Raw genomic sequence first — 18,016 nt, 5'->3', positions numbered from 1 at the left:
GGACGACCGGCCGAAGCAACTGCCAGAGCCCGAGCGATCCCCGCCTGCGCGGGGACGACCGGCCGAAGCAACTGCCAGAGCCCGAGCGATCCCCGCCTGCGCGGGGATGACGTAATGGCAAAGGCGTTTGCGCTGGCGCAAACGCGCCATTACGTCACTTGACGCGGGCCGAGTATTCGCCTGAACGGGTGTCAACGCGGATGATTTCTTCCTGGTTGACGAACAGCGGCACGCGCACCACGGCACCGGTTTCCAGGGTGGCCGGCTTGCCGCCACCGCCCGAGGTGTCACCACGCACGCCCGGGTCGGTCTCGGTGATCTTCAGCTCGACGAAGTTCGGCGGGGTCACGTCGATCGGCGCACCGTTCCACAGCGTTACCACGCAGGATTCTTCACCCTTGAGCCACTTCTCGGCGCCATTCATGCCAGCCTTGTCGGCCTGCACCTGCTCGAAGGTTTCCGGGTCCATGAAGTGCCAGTACTCGCCGTCGCTGTACATGAAGTTCATGTCGGTATCGACCACGTCGGCAGCGTCCAGCGAGTCGGTCGACTTCATGGTCACTTCCTGGGTACGGCCGTCCTTGATCAGGCGGTACTTGACGCGGGTGAAGGCCTGGCCCTTGCCCGGCTTGACGTACTCGGTGTCGATGATGACAGCCGGGGTATTGTTGACCAGGATCTTCATCCCGTTCTTGACGTCGTTCATGCCGTAACTGGCCATGCTGTAACTCCTGAATTGGCAAAACCGCCGGAATATCGGCGGCCGGATTAGAATGGAACGCCCGCCACCTGGCGGGACATCTGTTTTTCTGACCGCCAATGATAACCGCAGCCCCCGCCCTCACTCCAGAAAAAGCCGTCCTGTCCCTGCCCGTCGATAGCTGGCAGAACCACTGGCGGCAGGCCATCCGCGACCCGGCAGAGCTGCTGCAGGCGCTGGGCCTGGACGGCAGTGCACTGGGTGTCTCGGCCGAAGCCCTGGCCCAGTTCGCCCTGCGGGTGCCGCGCAGCTTCGTCGCGCGCATGCGCCACGGCGACCCCGCCGATCCGCTGCTTCGGCAGGTACTGCCGATCGACGAAGAGATGCGGATCGTGCCGGGGTTCAGCTTCGACGCGGTGGGCGATGGCGCAGCCAAGAAGGCTACCGGGGTCATCCAGAAGTACCGTGGCCGCGCCCTGCTGGTGACCACCGGCAGCTGCGCGATCAATTGCCGCTACTGCTTCCGCCGCCATTTCGACTACGCCGGCGAAAACGCCGCCAAGGGCGGCTGGCGGGACGCCGTGGCGGTGATTGCGGCCGACCCGGATATCGATGAGGTCATCCTTTCCGGCGGTGACCCGCTGTCACTGGCCACCTCCAAACTGGCCGAACTGACCGATGCATTGGCCGCCATTCCCCATCTCAAGCGCTTGCGCATCCACAGCCGACTGCCGGTAGTGCTGCCCGAACGTGTCGACGATGCGCTGATCCAGTGGCTGGCAGGGCTGCCCTGGCCTGTGGCCTTTGTGCTGCACGCCAACCATGCCAATGAGTTCGATGCGCAGATCGACACGGTGCTGGCACGCATCCGCGGCACCGGTGCGCAACTGCTCAACCAGGCCGTTCTGCTGCGTGGCATCAACGATGACCTGGACACGCTGGCCGCGCTGAGCGAGCGCAGCTTTGCCGCGGGCGTGATGCCCTACTACCTCTACCAACTGGACAAGGTGCAGGGCGCCGCCCACTTCGAGGTCAGCGATGACAAGGCGCTGGCCCTGCATGCCGGGCTGATGGCCCGGCTTTCCGGCTATCTGGTGCCCAAGCTGGTGCGCGAGATCGCCGGCGACACCAGCAAACGTCCGCTGTAACTCAGCGCGCGGCCAGCGACAGCGGCGGCCCCAGCAGCTTGACCACGCCCGCTGCATCCAACGGCCGCCCCATCCAGTAGCCCTGTACCAGGTCGCAGCCCCGATCGCTGAGCAACTGGAACTGCGCTTCCTGTTCCACACCCTCGGCCACCACGGTGATGCCCAAGGCGTGCGCCATGGCGATGATCGCCGTGGTCAGTGCCAGGTCATCGGCATCGCGCTCCATGTCGGCGACGAAACTGCGGTCGATCTTGACCCCGTCAACCGGCACCTGGCGCAGATGGCTCAGGCCGGAGAAGCCGGTCCCGAAGTCGTCCAGCCACACCTTCACCCCGGTCCGGTGCAGGCGTTCCAGCAATGACACCGCCAGCATCTCGTCACCGATCACCGCTGTTTCGGTCAGCTCCAGGTGCAGGCGCGAGGCACTGAGCCCTGAGCGCTGCAGGCTGGCCTCCACCTGCTCCACCAGATCACCATTGCGCAGCTGCCGCGGCGAGACGTTGACCGAGATGAACAACTCCTCGCCGATGGCGTTTCGCGGCCACTGCCGGGCCTGCACGCAGGCCTCGCCGAGCACGCGCGGGCCCAGCAGGTGGATCAGCCCGCTTTGCTCGGCAACGTCGATGAACACCGACGGCGCGATGGCGCCGAGCTTGGGGTGATCCCAACGCAGCAGCACTTCCACGCCGACCAGCATCCGGTCGCGGGTGCGATAGATGGGCTGGTAGACCAGCCGAAGCTCGTTGCGCTCCCACGCGCCGCGCAACTCCTGTTCCAGGTGCAGGCGCCGCTCGACGGCATGGTCCATGGCGCGGCTGTAGTAGCGGTAGCAGTTCTTGCCGGCCAACTTGGCCTGGTACATGGCGATATCGCCATTCTTCAACAGGGCGGTGGCATCCACCGCATCCTCGGGATACAGGGTGATGCCGATCGAGCTGCCAAGGAATATCTCACGCTGCTGCGCCTGCAACGGCCGTGCAAGTTCAACGACCAGGCGTTCGGCCAGGCGCTTGGCCGCCTCGCCCGCACTGACCCCGTTCTCGCCCACCAGGATCACGAACTCGTCACCGCCAAAGCGTGCCAGCAAGGCGTCGTCCCCGCCCACCTGGTCAACCGCCGTGGCAATGCGCTGCGCAAATTGCAGCAAGGCTTCGTCGCCGGCCTCGTGGCCCAGCGTGTCGTTGACCCGCTTGAACTCGTCGATATCGATGAACAGCAGCGCCAAGCCGCGCCCCGCCGCCTGCGCACCAAACAGCCGGTGATCCAGCGCCTCGCGGAATGCCAGCCGGTTGGTCAGGCCGGTCAGCGCATCGGTATACGCCATCTGCCTGACCTCGCGGTCGTGCCTGGCGATACTCTGGCTCATGCGGTCAAACGCCCGCAGCAGCTCGCTGATCTCGTCCTTGCGTTGCGTTGCCGGCGCCGAAACGGCGTAATCGCCGCGCTCGATGCGCTGTGCCGCCTCGCCCAACCAGCGGATCGGCCGTACCAAGGTGCGCTGTACGTACAAGGCAATCACGCAGGCAAAGCCAATCAACAACGCCACCAACAACAGCACCCAGCCCAACTGGCGCCGCTGCGCATCGCGCATGCGTTGCTCCAGCGCGCGCATGGTGTCGGCTTCCTGCGCGCGCACGGGGGCCAGGCCCATCCCGACCCGCAGGCCGCCGATGCGCTGATCGCCAATACGGATCGGCAGGTCAACCTCAAGAATCGACTCGGTCTCCTGCACCAGCGTCTTGTCCGCAGCCACCGCTGCCGGCGCCAAAGGGTCGCCCATCGGCAACCCATAGCCGGCCACATCGACGGAACCATCGTGGATCAGGTTGCCCTCGTCGTCATGCACAAGCACATAGCTCACCGACTTCTGCCGCGCGGTGTTGCGCACCAGCGCGCCCACCGCTGACAGGTCGGAGTAATACAAGGGATTGACCAGGGCATCTGCCAGCGCCTCGGCCAAGGTAGTGCCGCGCTCGCGCACGCCCTGGTCGAATACTCCGCTGACCACCTGGCTGCTGGTATGCAGCATCTCGCGCTGGGCCCCGGCCTGGCGCGTCACCATCAGCGCCACGATCAGGATCACCACCAGCAACGCGCCACCGGCCAGCAGCAGGAAGCGCGCCTGAAGTCCAAATCGAGGACGGCTCATTCGACCTCCATCCGTACCCGCGCCAGCCCGTTGCGCAAGCGCTCAAGCGCCCTCAGGCTGGCCGCGTCCACCGGGTGAAACCCCGTGGTACCGAAGAATTTCGCCAACGCCGGGCCGGCCTGTGGATCGCGACTTGCATCCTGCAGCACCTGCCGCAGCCTATCGCGGACCGCCGGGTCCAGATCCTGACGCACCATTTCCACCGCGCGCGGCACCGGCTCGCTGCGATAGAACACCCGCATGTCGTTGCGGAACGCCGGCGGCACGGCATGGTCGTCACTCCAGTCGATGCTGCTGAGCGCACCAGCATCCACCACCCGCTTGTGGACGTAGGTGGAGATGTTGAGCTCGGTCCGCGCGAATACGTAGCCGGCAGCATCGCCCGATGGCGTGTCTTCCGGGGTCAGCAGGATCTCCAAGCGCACGCCGTGCTGCAGCAGTTCCATCGCCGGTACCAGGTAGGCACTGGTGGATAGGGGGCTCTGCAACGCCAGGGTGTGCCCCTTCAAATCCTCCAGCGACTCGATCGGGCTGTCGCGGCGAACGAACAGAACGCTCTGGTACGAACTCACCCCGTTGCGCTCGGTCAGCAACAGCGGGCGGGCGCCAGCGCGCTGCTGCAGCGCCATGGCGGTGCCGGAGGTTTCAGTGACCCAATCCACTCGCCCACGTCGCAGATAGCTGCCCATCTGCTGCGCATCCTTGGCCATCAGGATGCGCCCTTCGAGGATGCCCACGTCTTTCATGCGCGGCACCACATAATCCAGCAGCGGCTTCAGCTGCTCATAGTGGGACTTCGGATCATCGCTGATCCGACCCAAAACCAGCACTGAGCGCTCAATCGCCCCTGCCGGCAACGGCTGCAACGCGGCCACTGCCAGCACGGCTCCCCAAAGCCACACGAACACGCGCAAAACGGCAACTCCCCTGTTGATCTTCCAAGCGTACCGGAAAAAGCCGTTATGCGACGTGTGCCTCAATTGGGATTTGAACCTGCCAATCTGGCCATGCGCTGGGTGTCGGACAGAATGCCCCGCAGCAGGCGCACTTCCTGCTCGGACATGTCGGCTTTCATGAACAGGCGGCGCAGCTTGCGCATGGCCGATTCCGGCGAACGACCCTTGTGGAAATCAATCTCATCCAAGGCGTCACCGAGCTGGCCAAACAGGCCTTCCAGCTGGGAATGGCTGGCAGGTGCCTCACCGAAACCGGCTTCGGCTGGCGCCGGCGTCTGGCCCTCCAGCGTGGCCATGCGGACCTCATAGGCCAGCACCTGCACGGCAGCGGCGAGGTTCAGCGAGCTGAACTCCGGGTCGGACGGAATATGTACGGCAGCGTGGCACAGCTGCAGTTCCTCGTTGGTCAGACCGGTGCGCTCGCGACCGAAGACGAAGGCGACTTCCGCACCTTCTTCGGCGGTCTTGGCAACCGCGCGCTGGCCCGCCAGCTCCGGCAGCAACTCCTCGAGCTGGACCCTGCGCGAGCGCGCCGTGCAACCCAGGACCAACCGGCAGTCGGCGACCGCCTCGGCCAGGGTCGCATGCACCGGGGCATCGCCCAGCACATCCTCGGCACCGGCCGAACGACGGAACGCCACCTCGTCCAGCGGCTTTTCCGGCGCCACCAGCACCAGGCGGGCGAGGCCCATGGTCTTCATCGCTCGGGCCGCCGCGCCGATGTTTCCGGGGTGCTGGGTGCCTACAAGTACGAATCGAATATGAGCGGAAGCAGACATGATGTTAAAAAATCAGGAGCGAGACAGCTGTAGATGGTAAACTGCGCGGCCGGCCAATGCGCCGGACACGCTCTTTTCCCCCGCCAATCCGATCTCTGCCTTCACGGGAGCCTTTCGCCATGCAGAAACCCGCCGTAACCGTCATGGTCAAGGCCGCCCGCCTCGCCGGCAACGTCCTGCTCCGCAACATCAACAAACTTGAAGCCCTGAATGTGGTTCAGAAGGGTCGGATGGATTACGCCAGCGAAGTCGATGCTGATGCGGAAAAAGTGATCGTCAAGGAACTCAAGCGCGCCTACCCGGAATACGGCATCTTCGGTGAAGAAGGCGGCATCCAGGGTGTAAACCGCATGATGTGGGTCATCGACCCGCTCGACGGCACCAGCAACTATCTGCGCGGCTTCCCGCACTACTGCGTCTCCATCGCCCTGGTTGAAAACGGCGAGCCGATCGATGCGGTGATCTTCGATCCGTTGCGCAACGAGCTGTTCACCGCCTCCAAGGGCAATGGTGCCGTGCTCAACGACCGCCGCCTGCGCGTGTCCGACCGCAAGGATCTGGAAGGCACGATGATCCATACCGGCTTCGCTCCGCGCGAACGCAGCCGTGCCAGCACCCAGCTCAAGACCGTCGACACCCTGCTGGTGCAGGCCGAGGACGTGCGCCGTACCGGCTCCGCCGCGCTGGACCTGGCCTACGTGGCCTGTGGCCGCGCCGACGCCTACTTCGAAGCCGGCGTGAAGGCATGGGACATCGCCGCTGGCGTGCTGCTGGTGCGCGAGGCAGGCGGCAAAGTCTGCAACTACCGTGGCGCCCCGCTGGACCGCATGGATTCGCGCGGCCCGGAGACCCAGCAGGTTGTAGCGGGCAACATCAAGGTCTGCGAGGCGCTGCAGAAGGTCATCGTCAACACTGGCTATGCAGCCGAGTTCGATCCGAAATTCTGATCCAGCCCTGCCCTGCAACTGAAACGGCGCCTGCGAAGGCGCCGTTTTTGTTTGTGCGGCCAGACAACAAAGCCAAAGCTGCCTTCCCCGGCAAGCGGAAGAAGGGATCCACGTACCGGCATGCTCCGGCTGGCAGCGCATCCCGCGCCCTACCCCGGTTTGCCAGGAGAGAAGGATGCAGCAAGCAGCATGGCCGTCAGGTCGGGGGCTCCACGGGATAGCGGCCGCGGCCAGCACCAAAGCAGAACGCCCGGCGATGCCGGGCGTTCTGGGTCACACCTTACGAAGGCACTCTGCCGATCAGGCAACCGTCGACGAACGCAGTGCCGCAATGCGCTCATCCAGCGGCGGATGGCTGAGGAACAGCTTCTTGGCCGCCGAACCGGCGATACCGAAAGCGGCGATCTGCGTCGGCAAGGTGCTCTGGCCATGGTTCAACTTCAAGCGCTCCAGTGCCGCGATCATCTTCTGGCGACCGGCCAGCGATGCGCCGCCATGATCTGCGCGGAACTCACGATGGCGCGAGAACCACATCGCGATCATCGTCGCAAACAAGCCGAACACCATCTCCAGTACGAACACGATGATGTAATAGGCGAAACCACGCCCACCGCCCTCGCGGTTGCCTGACAATGCACTGTCGATGACGCCGCCGACCACGCGCGCCAACACGATCACGAAGGTGTTCAGCACACCCTGCAGCAAGGCCATGGTGATCATGTCACCGTTGGCGACGTGGGCGATCTCGTGGCCCAGCACGGCCTCGGCCTCGTCCTCGCTCATGTTGTGCAGCAGGCCGGTGGAAACCGCCACCAAGGCGTTGTTGCGGTTGGCGCCGGTGGCGAAGGCATTGATTTCCGGCGCGTCATAGACCGCCACTTCGGGCATGCCAATGCCGGCCGCCTTGGCCTGGCGCGCCACCGTATCGAGCAGCCAACGCTCGGTCTGGTTGCGCGGCTCGGTGATCACCACCGCGCCGGTACCACGCTTGGCCATGAACTTGGACAGCAACAGCGAAATGATGGAGCCGCCGAAGCCGAAGATGGCTGCCATGACCAGCAAACCGCTCATCTGCGACGAGTTCACGCCCAGCAGCGACATCACGACACTGGCCAGCGCCAGCACCGCAATATTGGTCAGAAGAAACAGCCCGATACGGGTAAACATGGGAAACAGATCCATTGAGGATGGGGATACGGCAAATTTGCGGTGCGCCCCGGTTGAATTCAACCCGCAAACTGACCGAGCATTCATATTCGATGTCATCTCTTCCTTATCGCGGCCGTTTCGCGCCCTCCCCGACCGGCCCGCTCCATCTGGGCTCCCTGCTGGCCGCGTTCGGCAGCTGGCTGCTGGCACGGCACGCCGGCGGCCAGTGGTTGATCCGGGTCGAAGACATCGACCCGCCGCGCGAGGTCGCCGGGGCGGTTGAATCCCAACTTGCGACCCTGGCGGCGTTCGGGCTGCAATCGGACCTTCCGATTCAATACCAAAGCCGGCGCCACCCTCTCTATCAAGCCGCGCTCACCCAGTTGCTGGAGCAGGGCAAGGCCTTTGCCTGCCATTGCAGCCGCGCCGATCTGGCTGCCCAAGGCGGCATCCACCGCCACTGCGTGGCCAGCCAGCAGCGCGCGCATCCGGCTATTCGCCTGCGTGTGGATGACGGCAGCCTGGTGAGTTTCGACGATGGGCTGCAGGGCCATGTTGAACAGGTGGTAGACCGCGACGTCGGCGATGTCGTCCTGCTGCGTGCCGACGGCTATTGGGCTTACCAGCTGGCGGTGGTCGTCGACGACGCCGAGCAAGGGATCACCCACGTGGTGCGCGGCGCCGACCTGATCGACTCCACGGCACGCCAGATCCTGCTGCAACAAGCCTTGGGCCTGCCGACCCCGCACTACCTGCACCTGCCCCTGCTACTGGACGCCAGCGGCGACAAGCTCTCCAAATCGCAGGCAGCCGTGCCGGTGGATGCGACACGGCCGTTGCCTGTTCTGCGCTGGCTATGGACCGCACTGGGCCAGCCGCCTGCTGCACTGGATGCTGCAACCCAGGTGGACGAGCTGCTGCAGCACGCCGCCGCCGCATTCGAACCAGGCCGGCTGCAAAAAACATCGTTGCGGGCGCCCGAGTGGCCCCCGGCCTGAGCCCAGTTTCATTAGAATCAGCGGCTACCCTGCGAATCTGCCCTGGAGCCTTGCCCATGACATCCCGCGTCGCACTGGTCACCGGTGGTACCGGCGGCATCGGTACCGCCATCTGCCAACGCCTCGCCGACCAAGGCCATCGGGTTGCCACCAATTTCCGCAATGCGGAAAAGGCGCAGCAATGGCAGCAGCGCATGCGCGAAAATGGCTACGACATCGCCCTGTTCGAAGGCGATGTTGCCGATCCGGACAGCGGCCGCGCCTTGATCCAGGCCGCGGAGGCCGCACTGGGCCCGGTTGAAATCCTGGTCAACAACGCCGGCATCACCCGCGACACCACCTTCCACCGCATGAGTGCCGAGCAGTGGCATGAGGTGATCAATACCAACCTCAACTCGGTGTTCAACGTCACCCGGCCGGTGATCGAGGGCATGCGCAAGCGCGGCTGGGGCCGGGTCATCCAGATCAGTTCGATCAACGGCCTCAAGGGACAGTACGGCCAGGCCAATTACGCTGCGGCCAAGGCCGGCATGCATGGCTTCACCATCTCGCTGGCCCGCGAGAATGCCGGCTTCGGCATCACCGTCAACACCATTTCGCCCGGCTACGTCGCCACCGACATGGTGATGGCCGTGCCCGAGGAAGTACGCGCCAAGATCATCGCCGACATCCCGACCGGCCGCCTGGGCAAGCCGGAGGAGATCGCCTATGCCGTGGCCTTCCTGGTCGCCGAGGAGGCCGCCTGGATCACCGGCTCCAACCTGGATATCAACGGCGGCCACCACATGGGCTGGTAGCGCCAGCCATGCTGCGGGCCCGGCCCGTCGTGCTGCGCAACAAAAACAACAGTATCCAAACCCTTGCAACCTGTACTTTTGGCGGTTGCAAGCCCTGCTGCACTGCGCCATGCTGCGCACCTAACCGTGACGAGTGACTGCTTAATGGCTGCGACCCGCATCATCAAGAAGTATCCGAATCGCCGGCTCTACGACACCGAGATTTCCAGCTACATCACCATCGAAGACGTCCGCCAGCTGATCCTCGACGGCGAGGAGTTCGAGGTCCGTGACGCCAAGAGCGGCGATGACCTGACCCGTTCGGTGCTGCTGCAGATCATCGCGGACAAGGAGCAGGACGGCGAGCCGATGCTGTCGACCCAGTTGTTGAGCCAGCTGATCCGCTTCTACGGCGACTCGTTGCAGGGCTTCATGGGCAATTACCTGGAGCGCAGCATGCAGGTGTTCCTGGACCAGCAGCAGCAGTTCCGGCAGCAGATGGGCAGCCTGTTGGGGCAGACGCCTTGGGCGATGATGAACCAGCTTACCGAGCGCAACCTGGAGCTGTGGCAGGAGTTCCAGCGCAGCATGGGTGGCGGTTTTGGCGCCCCGCGCCCGCCCGCACCTGGCAGCAAGCCGGCCGATCCACCGCCGGCTGGCGGCGGCAAGACCCGCGGCAACCGCTGAACACCGAAAAGGCCGACGTGAACGTCGGCCTTTTCGTGTGTGCCTGCGTGTAGTCGCCTAGTCGCTCCAGCACCTTCGCCCAGCTGTCAGCGGGCATGTCCGGTGGCGCTTCCAGACCTGTGCGCCAGCTACATCTCGCAGGCGCTGCAGATCCGCTGGACCGGGTAACCCTTCGCGCGAAGTTTTTCGACCACGCCGTCCTCGCCCAGCAGGTGCATGGCACCCACGACGACCAGGCTGGTGCCCTGCCCCGCCTGCAGGCGTTGCTGCAGCGGTGCCAACCAGGCATCGTTGCGCGCGACGTTGATGCGCTGGTACAGCCCGGGATACTGCCGCCGCATGTCCGCGGCCATGTCCTGCCACAACATCCCCGCATCCCCACGTCGCCATGCGTCGTGCAATGCGCGGCTCTGCAGGTCGCCCTTGTCCACCTGCTCCAGCGCCTCACGCAGCATCTGCCGCTGCTCCTCGGCACTCATACCGTCAAGCATGCTGATCTGCGAGGCGGCTGTTTCAAGCCCTTCGGCCGGCTTTCCAGCTTCGGCGGCCAGCGTCATCATGTGCCGATCCAGGCCGGCCTGCGGGTCCAGCCCTTGCCGGGTCATCTGCACGACACTGATTGTCAGCCCGACGAACCATGGCTTGAGACCAACAAGCCCCTGCAACGGCATGTTGTTGGCCTGCGACCAGTCCTGCAGCCGCTGCCAGGTCCCGGCATCCAGGTCATCCTTCAATTCACTGCCATCACGCCGCATTGCCGCCTGCGCCATCTGCACCGGCAACGAGGGCGAGTTCATTTCTTCCGGCGACAGTTCGAACAACAGACGTTGTGACGCTGCAAACGCGGCGTCCACGTCCTGCGACAACGGGTAGTCACTGGGCTTGAGCAGGTGGAAGGAGCCCAGCAGATAAAGTTCACTGCCTTGCCGGCCACTGACCTTCCACAGCAGCGGCACCGGCGCCACATAGGCCGCCTTCACTTCGACATCTGCCTGGCGTGCAGCGCTCGTCGTGGTTGCCAGCAACGCCACCGCGACCAGCAGCCCACCGGCCATGCGAGTCATCCACTTCATGCGGCGACCTCGTCCTTGGGCTTGGCATAGACCTTCTCACCTGCTTCCACCGGCATGTCCATGCGGTTCTCCGGCGGCGGCAACGGGCAGGTCGCAAAAGGCGTGAACGCGCATGGCGGGTTATAGGCGCGATTGAAATCGATCACCACCTCGGCCTTGTCATTGGGCACGTCCACGTCGATGTAGCGGCCCGCGGCATAGCTGCCGCGGCCACTGGTGCGGTCGGCGAAAATCACCTGCAGGGGTTCGCCTGGAGCCCCCAGGGCTTCCAGACGCCAGGTGCGTCCATCACGCTCGAACTCGATGGCGCCGGCATTGAACTGCTCGGTGGTCAGCCCGGTGATATCGACGATGGGCAAGGTCTTGTTGACGTCGTGCGGCACGAAACGCGCAGTGATACGCCAGCTTGGATCTGCCGGCCAATAGTCCAGGTGGGTGAAATGCGTACGCGCAGGTGCATCGCTGTGACGGACACGCAAGGCGAAACGCGGACCGCGCTCGATCAGGCTCAGGACACCCTTGCCGTCATCGAAATGGATCAAGGTCGGCGCCTCATGATGGTCACCATGGAACGCGATGCGCCCTTTCACCGGCTGCCCGTCTACCTGCATCGCTACACCCGGCTCCGGGCTGAAATACCAGTCGTTGCCTTCGCGCGCCACCATGCCCAGGCGCGGCGGACCCACTGCCAGGCGGATGCCGCTGGTGCTGCCACTGCCGATGTAGTGCGCTTTCAGCTCCAACCAGTGCAGCCCCACCAGGCTGGTCCAGCCATCCACGGCCAACAGTTCGGTCAGGCGCTGCTCGCGCCACAGTTCGTTGTCGTGCGCAAACGCCGGATCGACCTTTGCAACCGGCGCAGGCGTGGCCGCGTCCTTGCCGCAGCCACCCAACAGCACCGCGACCAGCAAGGCCGCGCCCCCCAATGCTTTTTTCATCAACGCCCCCGCAGGAACCAGCGATCAATTTCGGACAAGGAAAAACGCGCCCAGGTTGGGCGGCCATGGTTGCATTGCCCCGAGCGCTCGGTGATTTCCATGTCACGCAGCAGGGCATTCATTTCAGGAAGGGTCAAACGGCGGTTGGCACGCACCGCGCCATGGCACGCCATGGTCGACAGCAGCTCGTCGCGCGCGCTGGCAATGCGCCGGCTTTGGCCGTGCTCACGCAGGTCCCCCAATACATCCCGCAGCAGACCTTCCGGCTCGGCGTTGGCGAGCAGCGCCGGGATACTGCGCACATGCAGCGAGCCGGGGCCGGAACGGGTGATCTCGAAGCCCAGCTCGGCCAAGGTCGCTGCCTCGCGCTCTGCGGTATCGGCATCGCGTTCGCCTACGGCCAGGGTGATGGGGACCAACAGCGGCTGCGCATGCAGGCCGATGCCGTCGTGCGCGTTCTTCAGTCGTTCGTAGCCGATGCGCTCGTGTGCGGCATGCATGTCCACCACGATCAGGCCTTCGGCGTTTTCGGCCAGGATGTAGATGCCATGCAACTGCGCGATGGCATAACCCAAGGGCGGCACACCGGCATCACTGGACGTTGCCGGCAGCGCGGGGCCGCTGTCCGTTTGGCTGCCGCCTTCGGCCAACGGTGCGTACAACGCTGCGTAGGCCGACGGCGCCTCGGCAACCTGCAATCCCAGCGGGGATTGCCGCGCCTGCCAATTGCCATTGCTGGCAACACTGCCGCCAGGACGAGACAGAACATAGCCGCCGCCAACATTCGAGGGGGGCGCGGCCATCACGCCCGGATCGGCCGGGTGGGCCTGCCCCATCGCGGCCGGCTCAAGACCAGCGCGGGTTTCGGCCAATGCATCCTTGAGCGTGCGGTAGACGAAATCATGAATCAGTCGCGCGTCACGAAAACGCACTTCGTGCTTGGCCGGATGCACGTTGACGTCAACGCGGGTGGGATCCAGCTCCAGGAACAACACGTAGGCCGGCTGACGACCGTGGTACAGCACGTCGCCATAGGCCATCTTCACCGCATGGCTGACGCTGCGATCACGCACCGATCGACCGTTGACGTACAGATACTGCTGGTCCGCACTGGCACGCGAATACTGCGGCTGTGCAATCCAGCCGTGCAGGCGCAGGCCGGCGCCGCTATGGTCCACACGCAATGCCTGCCGCGCGAAATCCTCGCCAAGGGTTTCGCCAAGACGCGCATCCGAATACAGGTCACCCGGCTTGTAGCGACGCGACAGCTTGCCGTTGTGCGATACGCGCAGCTCCACATCCGGCCGCGCCAGCGCCAGCGACCGCAGCCACTCTTCGATGTGGCCAAGTTCGGTGCGCTCGGCGCGCAGGAACTTGCGCCGCGCCGGCACGTTGTAGAACAGCTCGCGTACTTCGACGGTGGTGCCCGGTGCATGCGCACGCGGCGCGACCTCGCCAAGCTTGCCGCCTTCGATCTGCAATGCCGAACCGTGCTCGTCATCAGCGCGGCGCGAGGCCAGGGTGAACCGGCTCACCGAAGCAATCGACGGCAGCGCTTCACCGCGAAAGCCCAGGGTCGCTACCGACTCCAGATCATCCAGGCTGGCGATCTTGCTGGTGGCATGCCGCGATACCGCCAGCGGCAACTGCTCAGGGGCGATACCGCCGCCGTTGTCGCGGATACGGATCAGCCGCACACCGCCCTCTTCCAGGTCGATGTCCACGCGCGTGGCGCCGGCGTCCAGCGCGTTCTCGACCAGCTCCTTGACCACCGAGGCGGGCCGCTCCACCACTTCACCGGCGGCGATCTGGTTGATCAGGATTTCTGGCAGGGGGCGGATCGTACTCATGCAGCACCGCCTTGCGCGGGGCGCATGGGCGCGGGTGACCGGGAGGGATAGACGGGGGGGATCAGGCTGACATCATGCATGCGCATGATGATAGCCGAGCGCGGCGATGTCGCCGCGCCCGCCCAGGGCTGAATGCTGTGTCCTGTTCCGCGACCGTACGCTGCCTTAAGGCAGCGCCGGCTTACTTGCTGCCGCCGGCGACGGTGCCGACGGAAGCGTCCATCTCGGCCTGGGCGCGGGCGGCAAACAAGGTGCCCGGCGGCGGCTGGCGGCTGAAGAAGGTATGCACGCCGTCGAGCACCGCACCGGCGATGCGACGCTGGTAGGTCGGGTCGATCAGCCGGCGTTCTTCGTCCGGGTTGGAGATGAACGCGGTTTCCACCAGCATGGCCGGCATGTCCGAGGTCCGCAGCACGGCGAAGTTGGCGCGCTCCAGGTTCGGCTTGTGGTTGTTGCCGATGCGCTTCAGGCCACTGAGCACCTGATCGGCCGCATCTTCGGACGCCTTCATGTTGCCGCTTTGAGCCAGGTCCAGCAGCACGTTGGCCAAGGTACCTTCGGTGCGGCTCAGGCTGACGCCACCGATCAGGTCAGCGGCGTTTTCCTTGTCAGCCAGCCAACGCGCACGCTGCGAGGACGCGCCCTTGGTCGACAGTACGTACACCGACGAGCCGGTGGCCGAACGGTTTTCGGCCGCATCGGCATGGATCGAGATGAAGATGTCAGCCTTGGCCGCGCGGGCACGTTGTGCGCGCATCGGCAGCGGGATGAACACGTCGGTATCGCGGGTCAGGTACGCACGCAGGCCAGGCGTTGCATTGACCTGACGCGCCAGCTCGCGCGCGACCGCCAGGGTCACGTCCTTCTCACGCTTGCCGGTCGGGCCGATGGCGCCCGGATCCTGGCCACCATGGCCGGGGTCGATGGCAACGATCAGGTTGCGCATGCCCGGTTGCATGCGGATGCGCGAGGCGTCGCTGGGCATCGCCGGGCGGGGCACTGGCGCCTCGCTGGCCGGCACTTGTGCGGCAGCGGTTGCCACCTGCGACACCGCGCCTATCGGAGCGGGCCTGCCAGTAGCAATGGTGGTGCGGACCGGCACGCCCTGGGCATTGAGGATCGCCGCTGGAGACGTTGGCTGCGAAGCCGGTGCTGCCGCCACGGCTGTCGGCGCACTGGCGACCGCTTGTGGCGCCGCCTGTGCCACGGTCTGAACCGGGGCAGGAGCAGGCGTGGGCGTCGGTGCCGGCGGCGGTGTGCTGGCCTGCTGCCGGACGGCCGCGGTCAACGCGGCGGTGGCCCGCGCAGCTTCGGCACGCGCCTGGGCAACGCTCTGCGCCGTCGGCGCAGAGGCAGCCGTGGCACCCGTGACAACCGGGCTGGCCGGCGCACGCGCAACAGCGGCCTGTACCGGCGCTTCACCCGGCCATTCGATCAGCAACTTGGATTCGGCGCCCTGCCCCTGCATCTGCGGTTTGAACGCCGCCACGGTCTCGGCCAGGTCAAACACCACGCGGAAAGTGCCGGGCGTCGGGTTACCGGTGCGCACGGCGGTTACCACGCCGGCGGCCACGGGCAGCTTAAGGCCACGCACGGCGGTGGAATCGGGAAAGTCGACAACCAGGCGGTTCGGGCCGGCCAGGCTGATGGTCTTGTAACTGCCCCCACCGGCCAGCTGGATTTCGGCACGGGTGCCGGTTGCGCCGGCACTCAGGCCCACACCCCGGATCTCACCCGCCCACGCGGAAGCGCTGGCCAGGCAGAGCCCAGCGATGGCGGCGGACAATACGAACAGGCGGTTTGCCGTAGTCATGGGCGGATTCAATCACCGGAATTCGGTAATTGCAACATGTTTTCCCTTAATAATCCGCAACCTGCCGCATCTTCCTGCAGTCAGGGGCTAGGAAGCCCCTGCAAGTGCGCCGTTTCGCGCAGCTGCTGGACCCACGCATCCCCGTTCGGAGAGTGGGCCTGAATGCGGACTCGGCGTCCATTTCCGTCCATCTCCAGTGCCACCACAAGGTCCACAGGCGGCAGTGCCCCGGCACCACGCTCGGGCCATTCGACCAGCCAGAGGTCGGCAGTGGCCTCATCCAGCCCAAGGAAATCCAACTCTCCGGCGTTGCCGATGCGATACAGGTCAAGGTGCCAGGCCTCACCGACCGCCAAGGGATAGCGCTCGATCAGCGTGTAAGTGGGGCTGCGAATAGGGCCTTGCACCCCAAGCGCGCGCAGCAGCGCCCGCGCCAGGGTCGATTTACCTGCGCCCAAGTCGCCCTGCAGGTGGACAACGGCCTGGGCCGGACGGGTCTGCGCCAGCGCACGGCCCAATTGGTCGGTGCTGTCGGCGTCTGCAAGAAACAATTCGATCATGGCGCTCATTATGGATTGGCCAGCGCGCGCAGGTGCGGCAATAGATCGCGCGGTAGCAAGCCACGTTCACCCTCAGCGGCCGCGGCATCGCCGGCAAGACCGTGCAGCAAGGCGCCGCTACTGGCCGCGTCGAATGCCGACAGGCCCTGTGCACGCAGCGCCGCGATGACGCCGGTCAGCAGGTCGCCCATGCCACCGACCGCCATGCCGGGATTTCCCGCGACTATCACCCGTGGCAGTTGTCCCGGCGCAGCAATGACGGTGCCTGCGCCTTTGAGTACCACCACCGTCTCAAAGCGCGCCGCCAGCGCGCGCGCCGCGCTGAAGCGATCCCGTTGGATGCTGGCGGTATCGGTATCCAGCAGCCGCGCGGCCTCGCCCGGATGCGGGGTGAGGATGGCATGCGGCACCGGGCGCGGATCTGCGGCCAGCAGATTGAGCGCGTCGGCATCCATCACCAGCGGTTTGCCATTGACCAGCGCCGCCGCCCACAACGCGTGCGCCCAATCGTCCTGGCCCAGGCCAGGCCCCAGCGCAATCACGCTGGCCCGCGCCAGCAGCGGCGCGAACGCTGCGTCGTCTTCCACCGCGTGCACCATGGCTTCGGGACAACGTGCCAGCAACGGGGCCAGGTGCGGCGCGCGGGTAGCAACACTGACCAGGCCCGCACCGCTGCGCAATGCAGCCTCCGCGCTCAGCATCACCGCCCCACCGCTGCCGTGGTTGCCACCCACGCACAGCACGTGGCCGGATTCACCCTTGTGGGTATTGAGACGCCGACGCGGCAAATGCTGTTGCAGGACCGGCTTGATCCAGCGGTGGGCACTTGCCGCAACATCGGTGAACGCTTGTGCGGGGACATCAAGAGTGGCCAGCAGACGCTGTCCGGCATGCTCCAGCGCAGCACCGGTGTGCAGCCCCAGGTGCGGGGCGATGAACTGCAGCACCCGCTCGGCACGCACCGCGGCACCGGGGACGTCACCGCTCAGTGCATCCACGCCGCTGGGCACATCCAGTGCGAACACCGGCGCCGGCGCGGCATTGATGGCGTCGATCAATGCACTGTCGGCAACGTCCGGCGCCCGCGCAAAGCCGATGCCGTATAGCGCATCGACGATCAGGTCCGCTTGCTGCAGGCACTCCGGCGTCACTTCGACATGGCCGCCGATGGCCAGGTAATCGGTGCAGGCCCGCTGCGCCAAGCCACTGCGCGGCGCCGCCTCGGGCAAATGCAATACGCAGACTTCGCGCCCTGACTGACGGGCATGACGGGCCAGCACATAGCCATCGCCGCCATTGTTGCCGGGGCCGCAGACCACCACGATCCGCCGCGCCTGCGGCCAATACTGCAGTGCGCTGTGCCAGGCGGCATGGCCCGCACGCTGCATCAGCAGATAGCCGTCGCCTCCCAGGGCGGCAGTGGCCTGCGCATCGATGCGGCGCGCGGCGGCGATATCGAACAGTTCAACGGGCTCTGACATGCCGACGATTCT

General features: G+C 65.5%; 16 protein-coding genes. 5 read left to right on the top strand and 11 right to left on the bottom strand.

The genetic code is table 11. The features are described 5' to 3' along the window. Positions 1-154: 154 nt before the first annotated feature. Positions 155-721: an elongation factor P gene (gene efp, locus RT460_RS05345; RefSeq protein WP_313317604.1), complete on the bottom strand. Its 567-nt coding sequence runs from the start codon at positions 719-721 to the stop codon at positions 155-157. Positions 722-822: 101 nt separating this feature from the next. Between efp and epmB the strand changes: the two genes are divergently transcribed. Further along, positions 823-1,848 carry an EF-P beta-lysylation protein EpmB gene (gene epmB / locus RT460_RS05340; RefSeq protein ID WP_313317746.1) on the top strand — a complete coding sequence of 342 codons (1,026 nt, stop codon included), beginning with the start codon at positions 823-825 and terminating at the stop codon, positions 1,846-1,848. Position 1,849: 1 nt separating this feature from the next. Here the strand turns inward: epmB and RT460_RS05335 are convergent, their stop codons facing one another. The 3 genes from RT460_RS05335 to RT460_RS05325 form a co-directional block, all read right to left on the bottom strand. Next, positions 1,850-3,997 (bottom strand): EAL domain-containing protein, encoded by a 2,148-nt coding sequence (locus tag RT460_RS05335; RefSeq protein ID WP_313317603.1) that lies wholly within the window; start codon positions 3,995-3,997, stop codon positions 1,850-1,852. After that, positions 3,994-4,881: a phosphate/phosphite/phosphonate ABC transporter substrate-binding protein gene (locus tag RT460_RS05330; protein ID WP_313317745.1), complete on the bottom strand. Its 888-nt coding sequence runs from the start codon at positions 4,879-4,881 to the stop codon at positions 3,994-3,996. Before RT460_RS05330 ends, RT460_RS05335 begins: the two co-directional genes overlap by 4 nt. Before the next feature lie 92 nt (positions 4,882-4,973). Then, a complete protein-coding gene (locus tag RT460_RS05325) occupies positions 4,974-5,732 on the bottom strand; it encodes an RNA methyltransferase (RefSeq protein WP_313317601.1) in 759 nt (252 codons plus the stop codon). A 119-nt stretch (positions 5,733-5,851) separates the two neighbouring features. Here RT460_RS05325 and RT460_RS05320 point away from each other — a divergent pair, with 119 nt between their 5' ends. Continuing rightward, positions 5,852-6,679 (top strand): inositol monophosphatase family protein, encoded by an 828-nt coding sequence (locus RT460_RS05320; RefSeq protein WP_313317600.1) that lies wholly within the window; start codon positions 5,852-5,854, stop codon positions 6,677-6,679. 300 nt (positions 6,680-6,979) lie between these two features. On the opposite strand, the gene htpX is transcribed toward RT460_RS05320, so the two are convergent. Then, positions 6,980-7,846, bottom strand: coding sequence for a protease HtpX (gene htpX, locus RT460_RS05315; protein ID WP_313317599.1), 867 nt, complete (start codon positions 7,844-7,846; stop codon positions 6,980-6,982). 92 nt (positions 7,847-7,938) lie between these two features. Between htpX and gluQRS the strand changes: the two genes are divergently transcribed. The 3 genes from gluQRS to phaR all read left to right on the top strand — a co-directional run bounded on the left by gluQRS (position 7,939) and on the right by phaR (position 10,289). Beyond that, entirely contained in the window at positions 7,939-8,826 is an 888-nt protein-coding gene (gluQRS, locus tag RT460_RS05310) for a tRNA glutamyl-Q(34) synthetase GluQRS (RefSeq protein WP_313317598.1), read from the top strand. Positions 8,827-8,882: 56 nt separating this feature from the next. Then, positions 8,883-9,623, top strand: coding sequence for a beta-ketoacyl-ACP reductase (locus RT460_RS05305; RefSeq protein WP_313317597.1), 741 nt, complete (start codon positions 8,883-8,885; stop codon positions 9,621-9,623). A gap of 78 nt (positions 9,624-9,701) precedes the next feature. Continuing rightward, positions 9,702-10,289 carry a polyhydroxyalkanoate synthesis repressor PhaR gene (phaR, locus tag RT460_RS05300; protein WP_313317744.1) on the top strand — a complete coding sequence of 196 codons (588 nt, stop codon included), beginning with the start codon at positions 9,702-9,704 and terminating at the stop codon, positions 10,287-10,289. A 128-nt stretch (positions 10,290-10,417) separates the two neighbouring features. Here the strand turns inward: phaR and RT460_RS05295 are convergent, their stop codons facing one another. The 6 genes from RT460_RS05295 to RT460_RS05270 all read right to left on the bottom strand — a co-directional run bounded on the left by RT460_RS05295 (position 10,418) and on the right by RT460_RS05270 (position 18,004). After that, a complete protein-coding gene (locus tag RT460_RS05295) occupies positions 10,418-11,362 on the bottom strand; it encodes a TraB/GumN family protein (protein ID WP_313317596.1) in 945 nt (314 codons plus the stop codon). Next, positions 11,359-12,300: a DUF1684 domain-containing protein gene (locus RT460_RS05290; RefSeq protein WP_313317595.1), complete on the bottom strand. Its 942-nt coding sequence runs from the start codon at positions 12,298-12,300 to the stop codon at positions 11,359-11,361. The genes RT460_RS05295 and RT460_RS05290 overlap by 4 nt, the downstream gene beginning before the upstream one ends. After that, positions 12,300-14,150 (bottom strand): DNA mismatch repair endonuclease MutL, encoded by a 1,851-nt coding sequence (gene mutL / locus RT460_RS05285; RefSeq protein WP_313317594.1) that lies wholly within the window; start codon positions 14,148-14,150, stop codon positions 12,300-12,302. The genes RT460_RS05290 and mutL overlap by 1 nt, the downstream gene beginning before the upstream one ends. 181 nt (positions 14,151-14,331) lie before the next feature. Beyond that, positions 14,332-15,963: an N-acetylmuramoyl-L-alanine amidase gene (locus RT460_RS05280; RefSeq protein WP_313317593.1), complete on the bottom strand. Its 1,632-nt coding sequence runs from the start codon at positions 15,961-15,963 to the stop codon at positions 14,332-14,334. 80 nt (positions 15,964-16,043) lie between these two features. After that, complete coding sequence (gene tsaE, locus RT460_RS05275; RefSeq protein WP_313317592.1) at positions 16,044-16,523, bottom strand: tRNA (adenosine(37)-N6)-threonylcarbamoyltransferase complex ATPase subunit type 1 TsaE; 480 nt, start codon at positions 16,521-16,523, stop codon at positions 16,044-16,046. An 8-nt stretch (positions 16,524-16,531) separates the two neighbouring features. Beyond that, positions 16,532-18,004, bottom strand: a complete 1,473-nt coding sequence (locus RT460_RS05270; RefSeq protein ID WP_313317591.1) for an NAD(P)H-hydrate dehydratase — start codon at positions 18,002-18,004, stop codon at positions 16,532-16,534. Between the last annotated feature and the right edge of the window lie 12 nt (positions 18,005-18,016).

Origin of the sequence: Stenotrophomonas sp., assembly GCF_032061965.1 — a bacterium.
GTDB lineage: Bacteria > Pseudomonadota > Gammaproteobacteria > Xanthomonadales > Xanthomonadaceae > Stenotrophomonas.
The sequence above is the reverse complement of the archived record's forward strand: the minus strand, read 5'-3'. Positions and strand labels throughout refer to the sequence as shown.

Coding starts and splice junctions, on each gene's coding strand:
- mutL (WP_313317594.1), bottom strand. CDS start 14,150: ATGAGTACGATCCGCCCCCTGCCAGAAATCCTGATCAACCAGATCGCC.
- htpX (WP_313317599.1), bottom strand. CDS start 7,846: ATGTTTACCCGTATCGGGCTGTTTCTTCTGACCAATATTGCGGTGCTG.
- tsaE (WP_313317592.1), bottom strand. CDS start 16,523: ATGATCGAATTGTTTCTTGCAGACGCCGACAGCACCGACCAATTGGGC.
- RT460_RS05280 (WP_313317593.1), bottom strand. CDS start 15,963: ATGACTACGGCAAACCGCCTGTTCGTATTGTCCGCCGCCATCGCTGGG.
- RT460_RS05325 (WP_313317601.1), bottom strand. CDS start 5,732: ATGTCTGCTTCCGCTCATATTCGATTCGTACTTGTAGGCACCCAGCAC.
- RT460_RS05335 (WP_313317603.1), bottom strand. CDS start 3,997: ATGAGCCGTCCTCGATTTGGACTTCAGGCGCGCTTCCTGCTGCTGGCC.
- RT460_RS05290 (WP_313317595.1), bottom strand. CDS start 12,300: ATGAAAAAAGCATTGGGGGGCGCGGCCTTGCTGGTCGCGGTGCTGTTG.
- RT460_RS05320 (WP_313317600.1), top strand. CDS start 5,852: ATGCAGAAACCCGCCGTAACCGTCATGGTCAAGGCCGCCCGCCTCGCC.
- RT460_RS05305 (WP_313317597.1), top strand. CDS start 8,883: ATGACATCCCGCGTCGCACTGGTCACCGGTGGTACCGGCGGCATCGGT.
- gluQRS (WP_313317598.1), top strand. CDS start 7,939: ATGTCATCTCTTCCTTATCGCGGCCGTTTCGCGCCCTCCCCGACCGGC.
- RT460_RS05270 (WP_313317591.1), bottom strand. CDS start 18,004: ATGTCAGAGCCCGTTGAACTGTTCGATATCGCCGCCGCGCGCCGCATC.
- RT460_RS05295 (WP_313317596.1), bottom strand. CDS start 11,362: ATGAAGTGGATGACTCGCATGGCCGGTGGGCTGCTGGTCGCGGTGGCG.
- efp (WP_313317604.1), bottom strand. CDS start 721: ATGGCCAGTTACGGCATGAACGACGTCAAGAACGGGATGAAGATCCTG.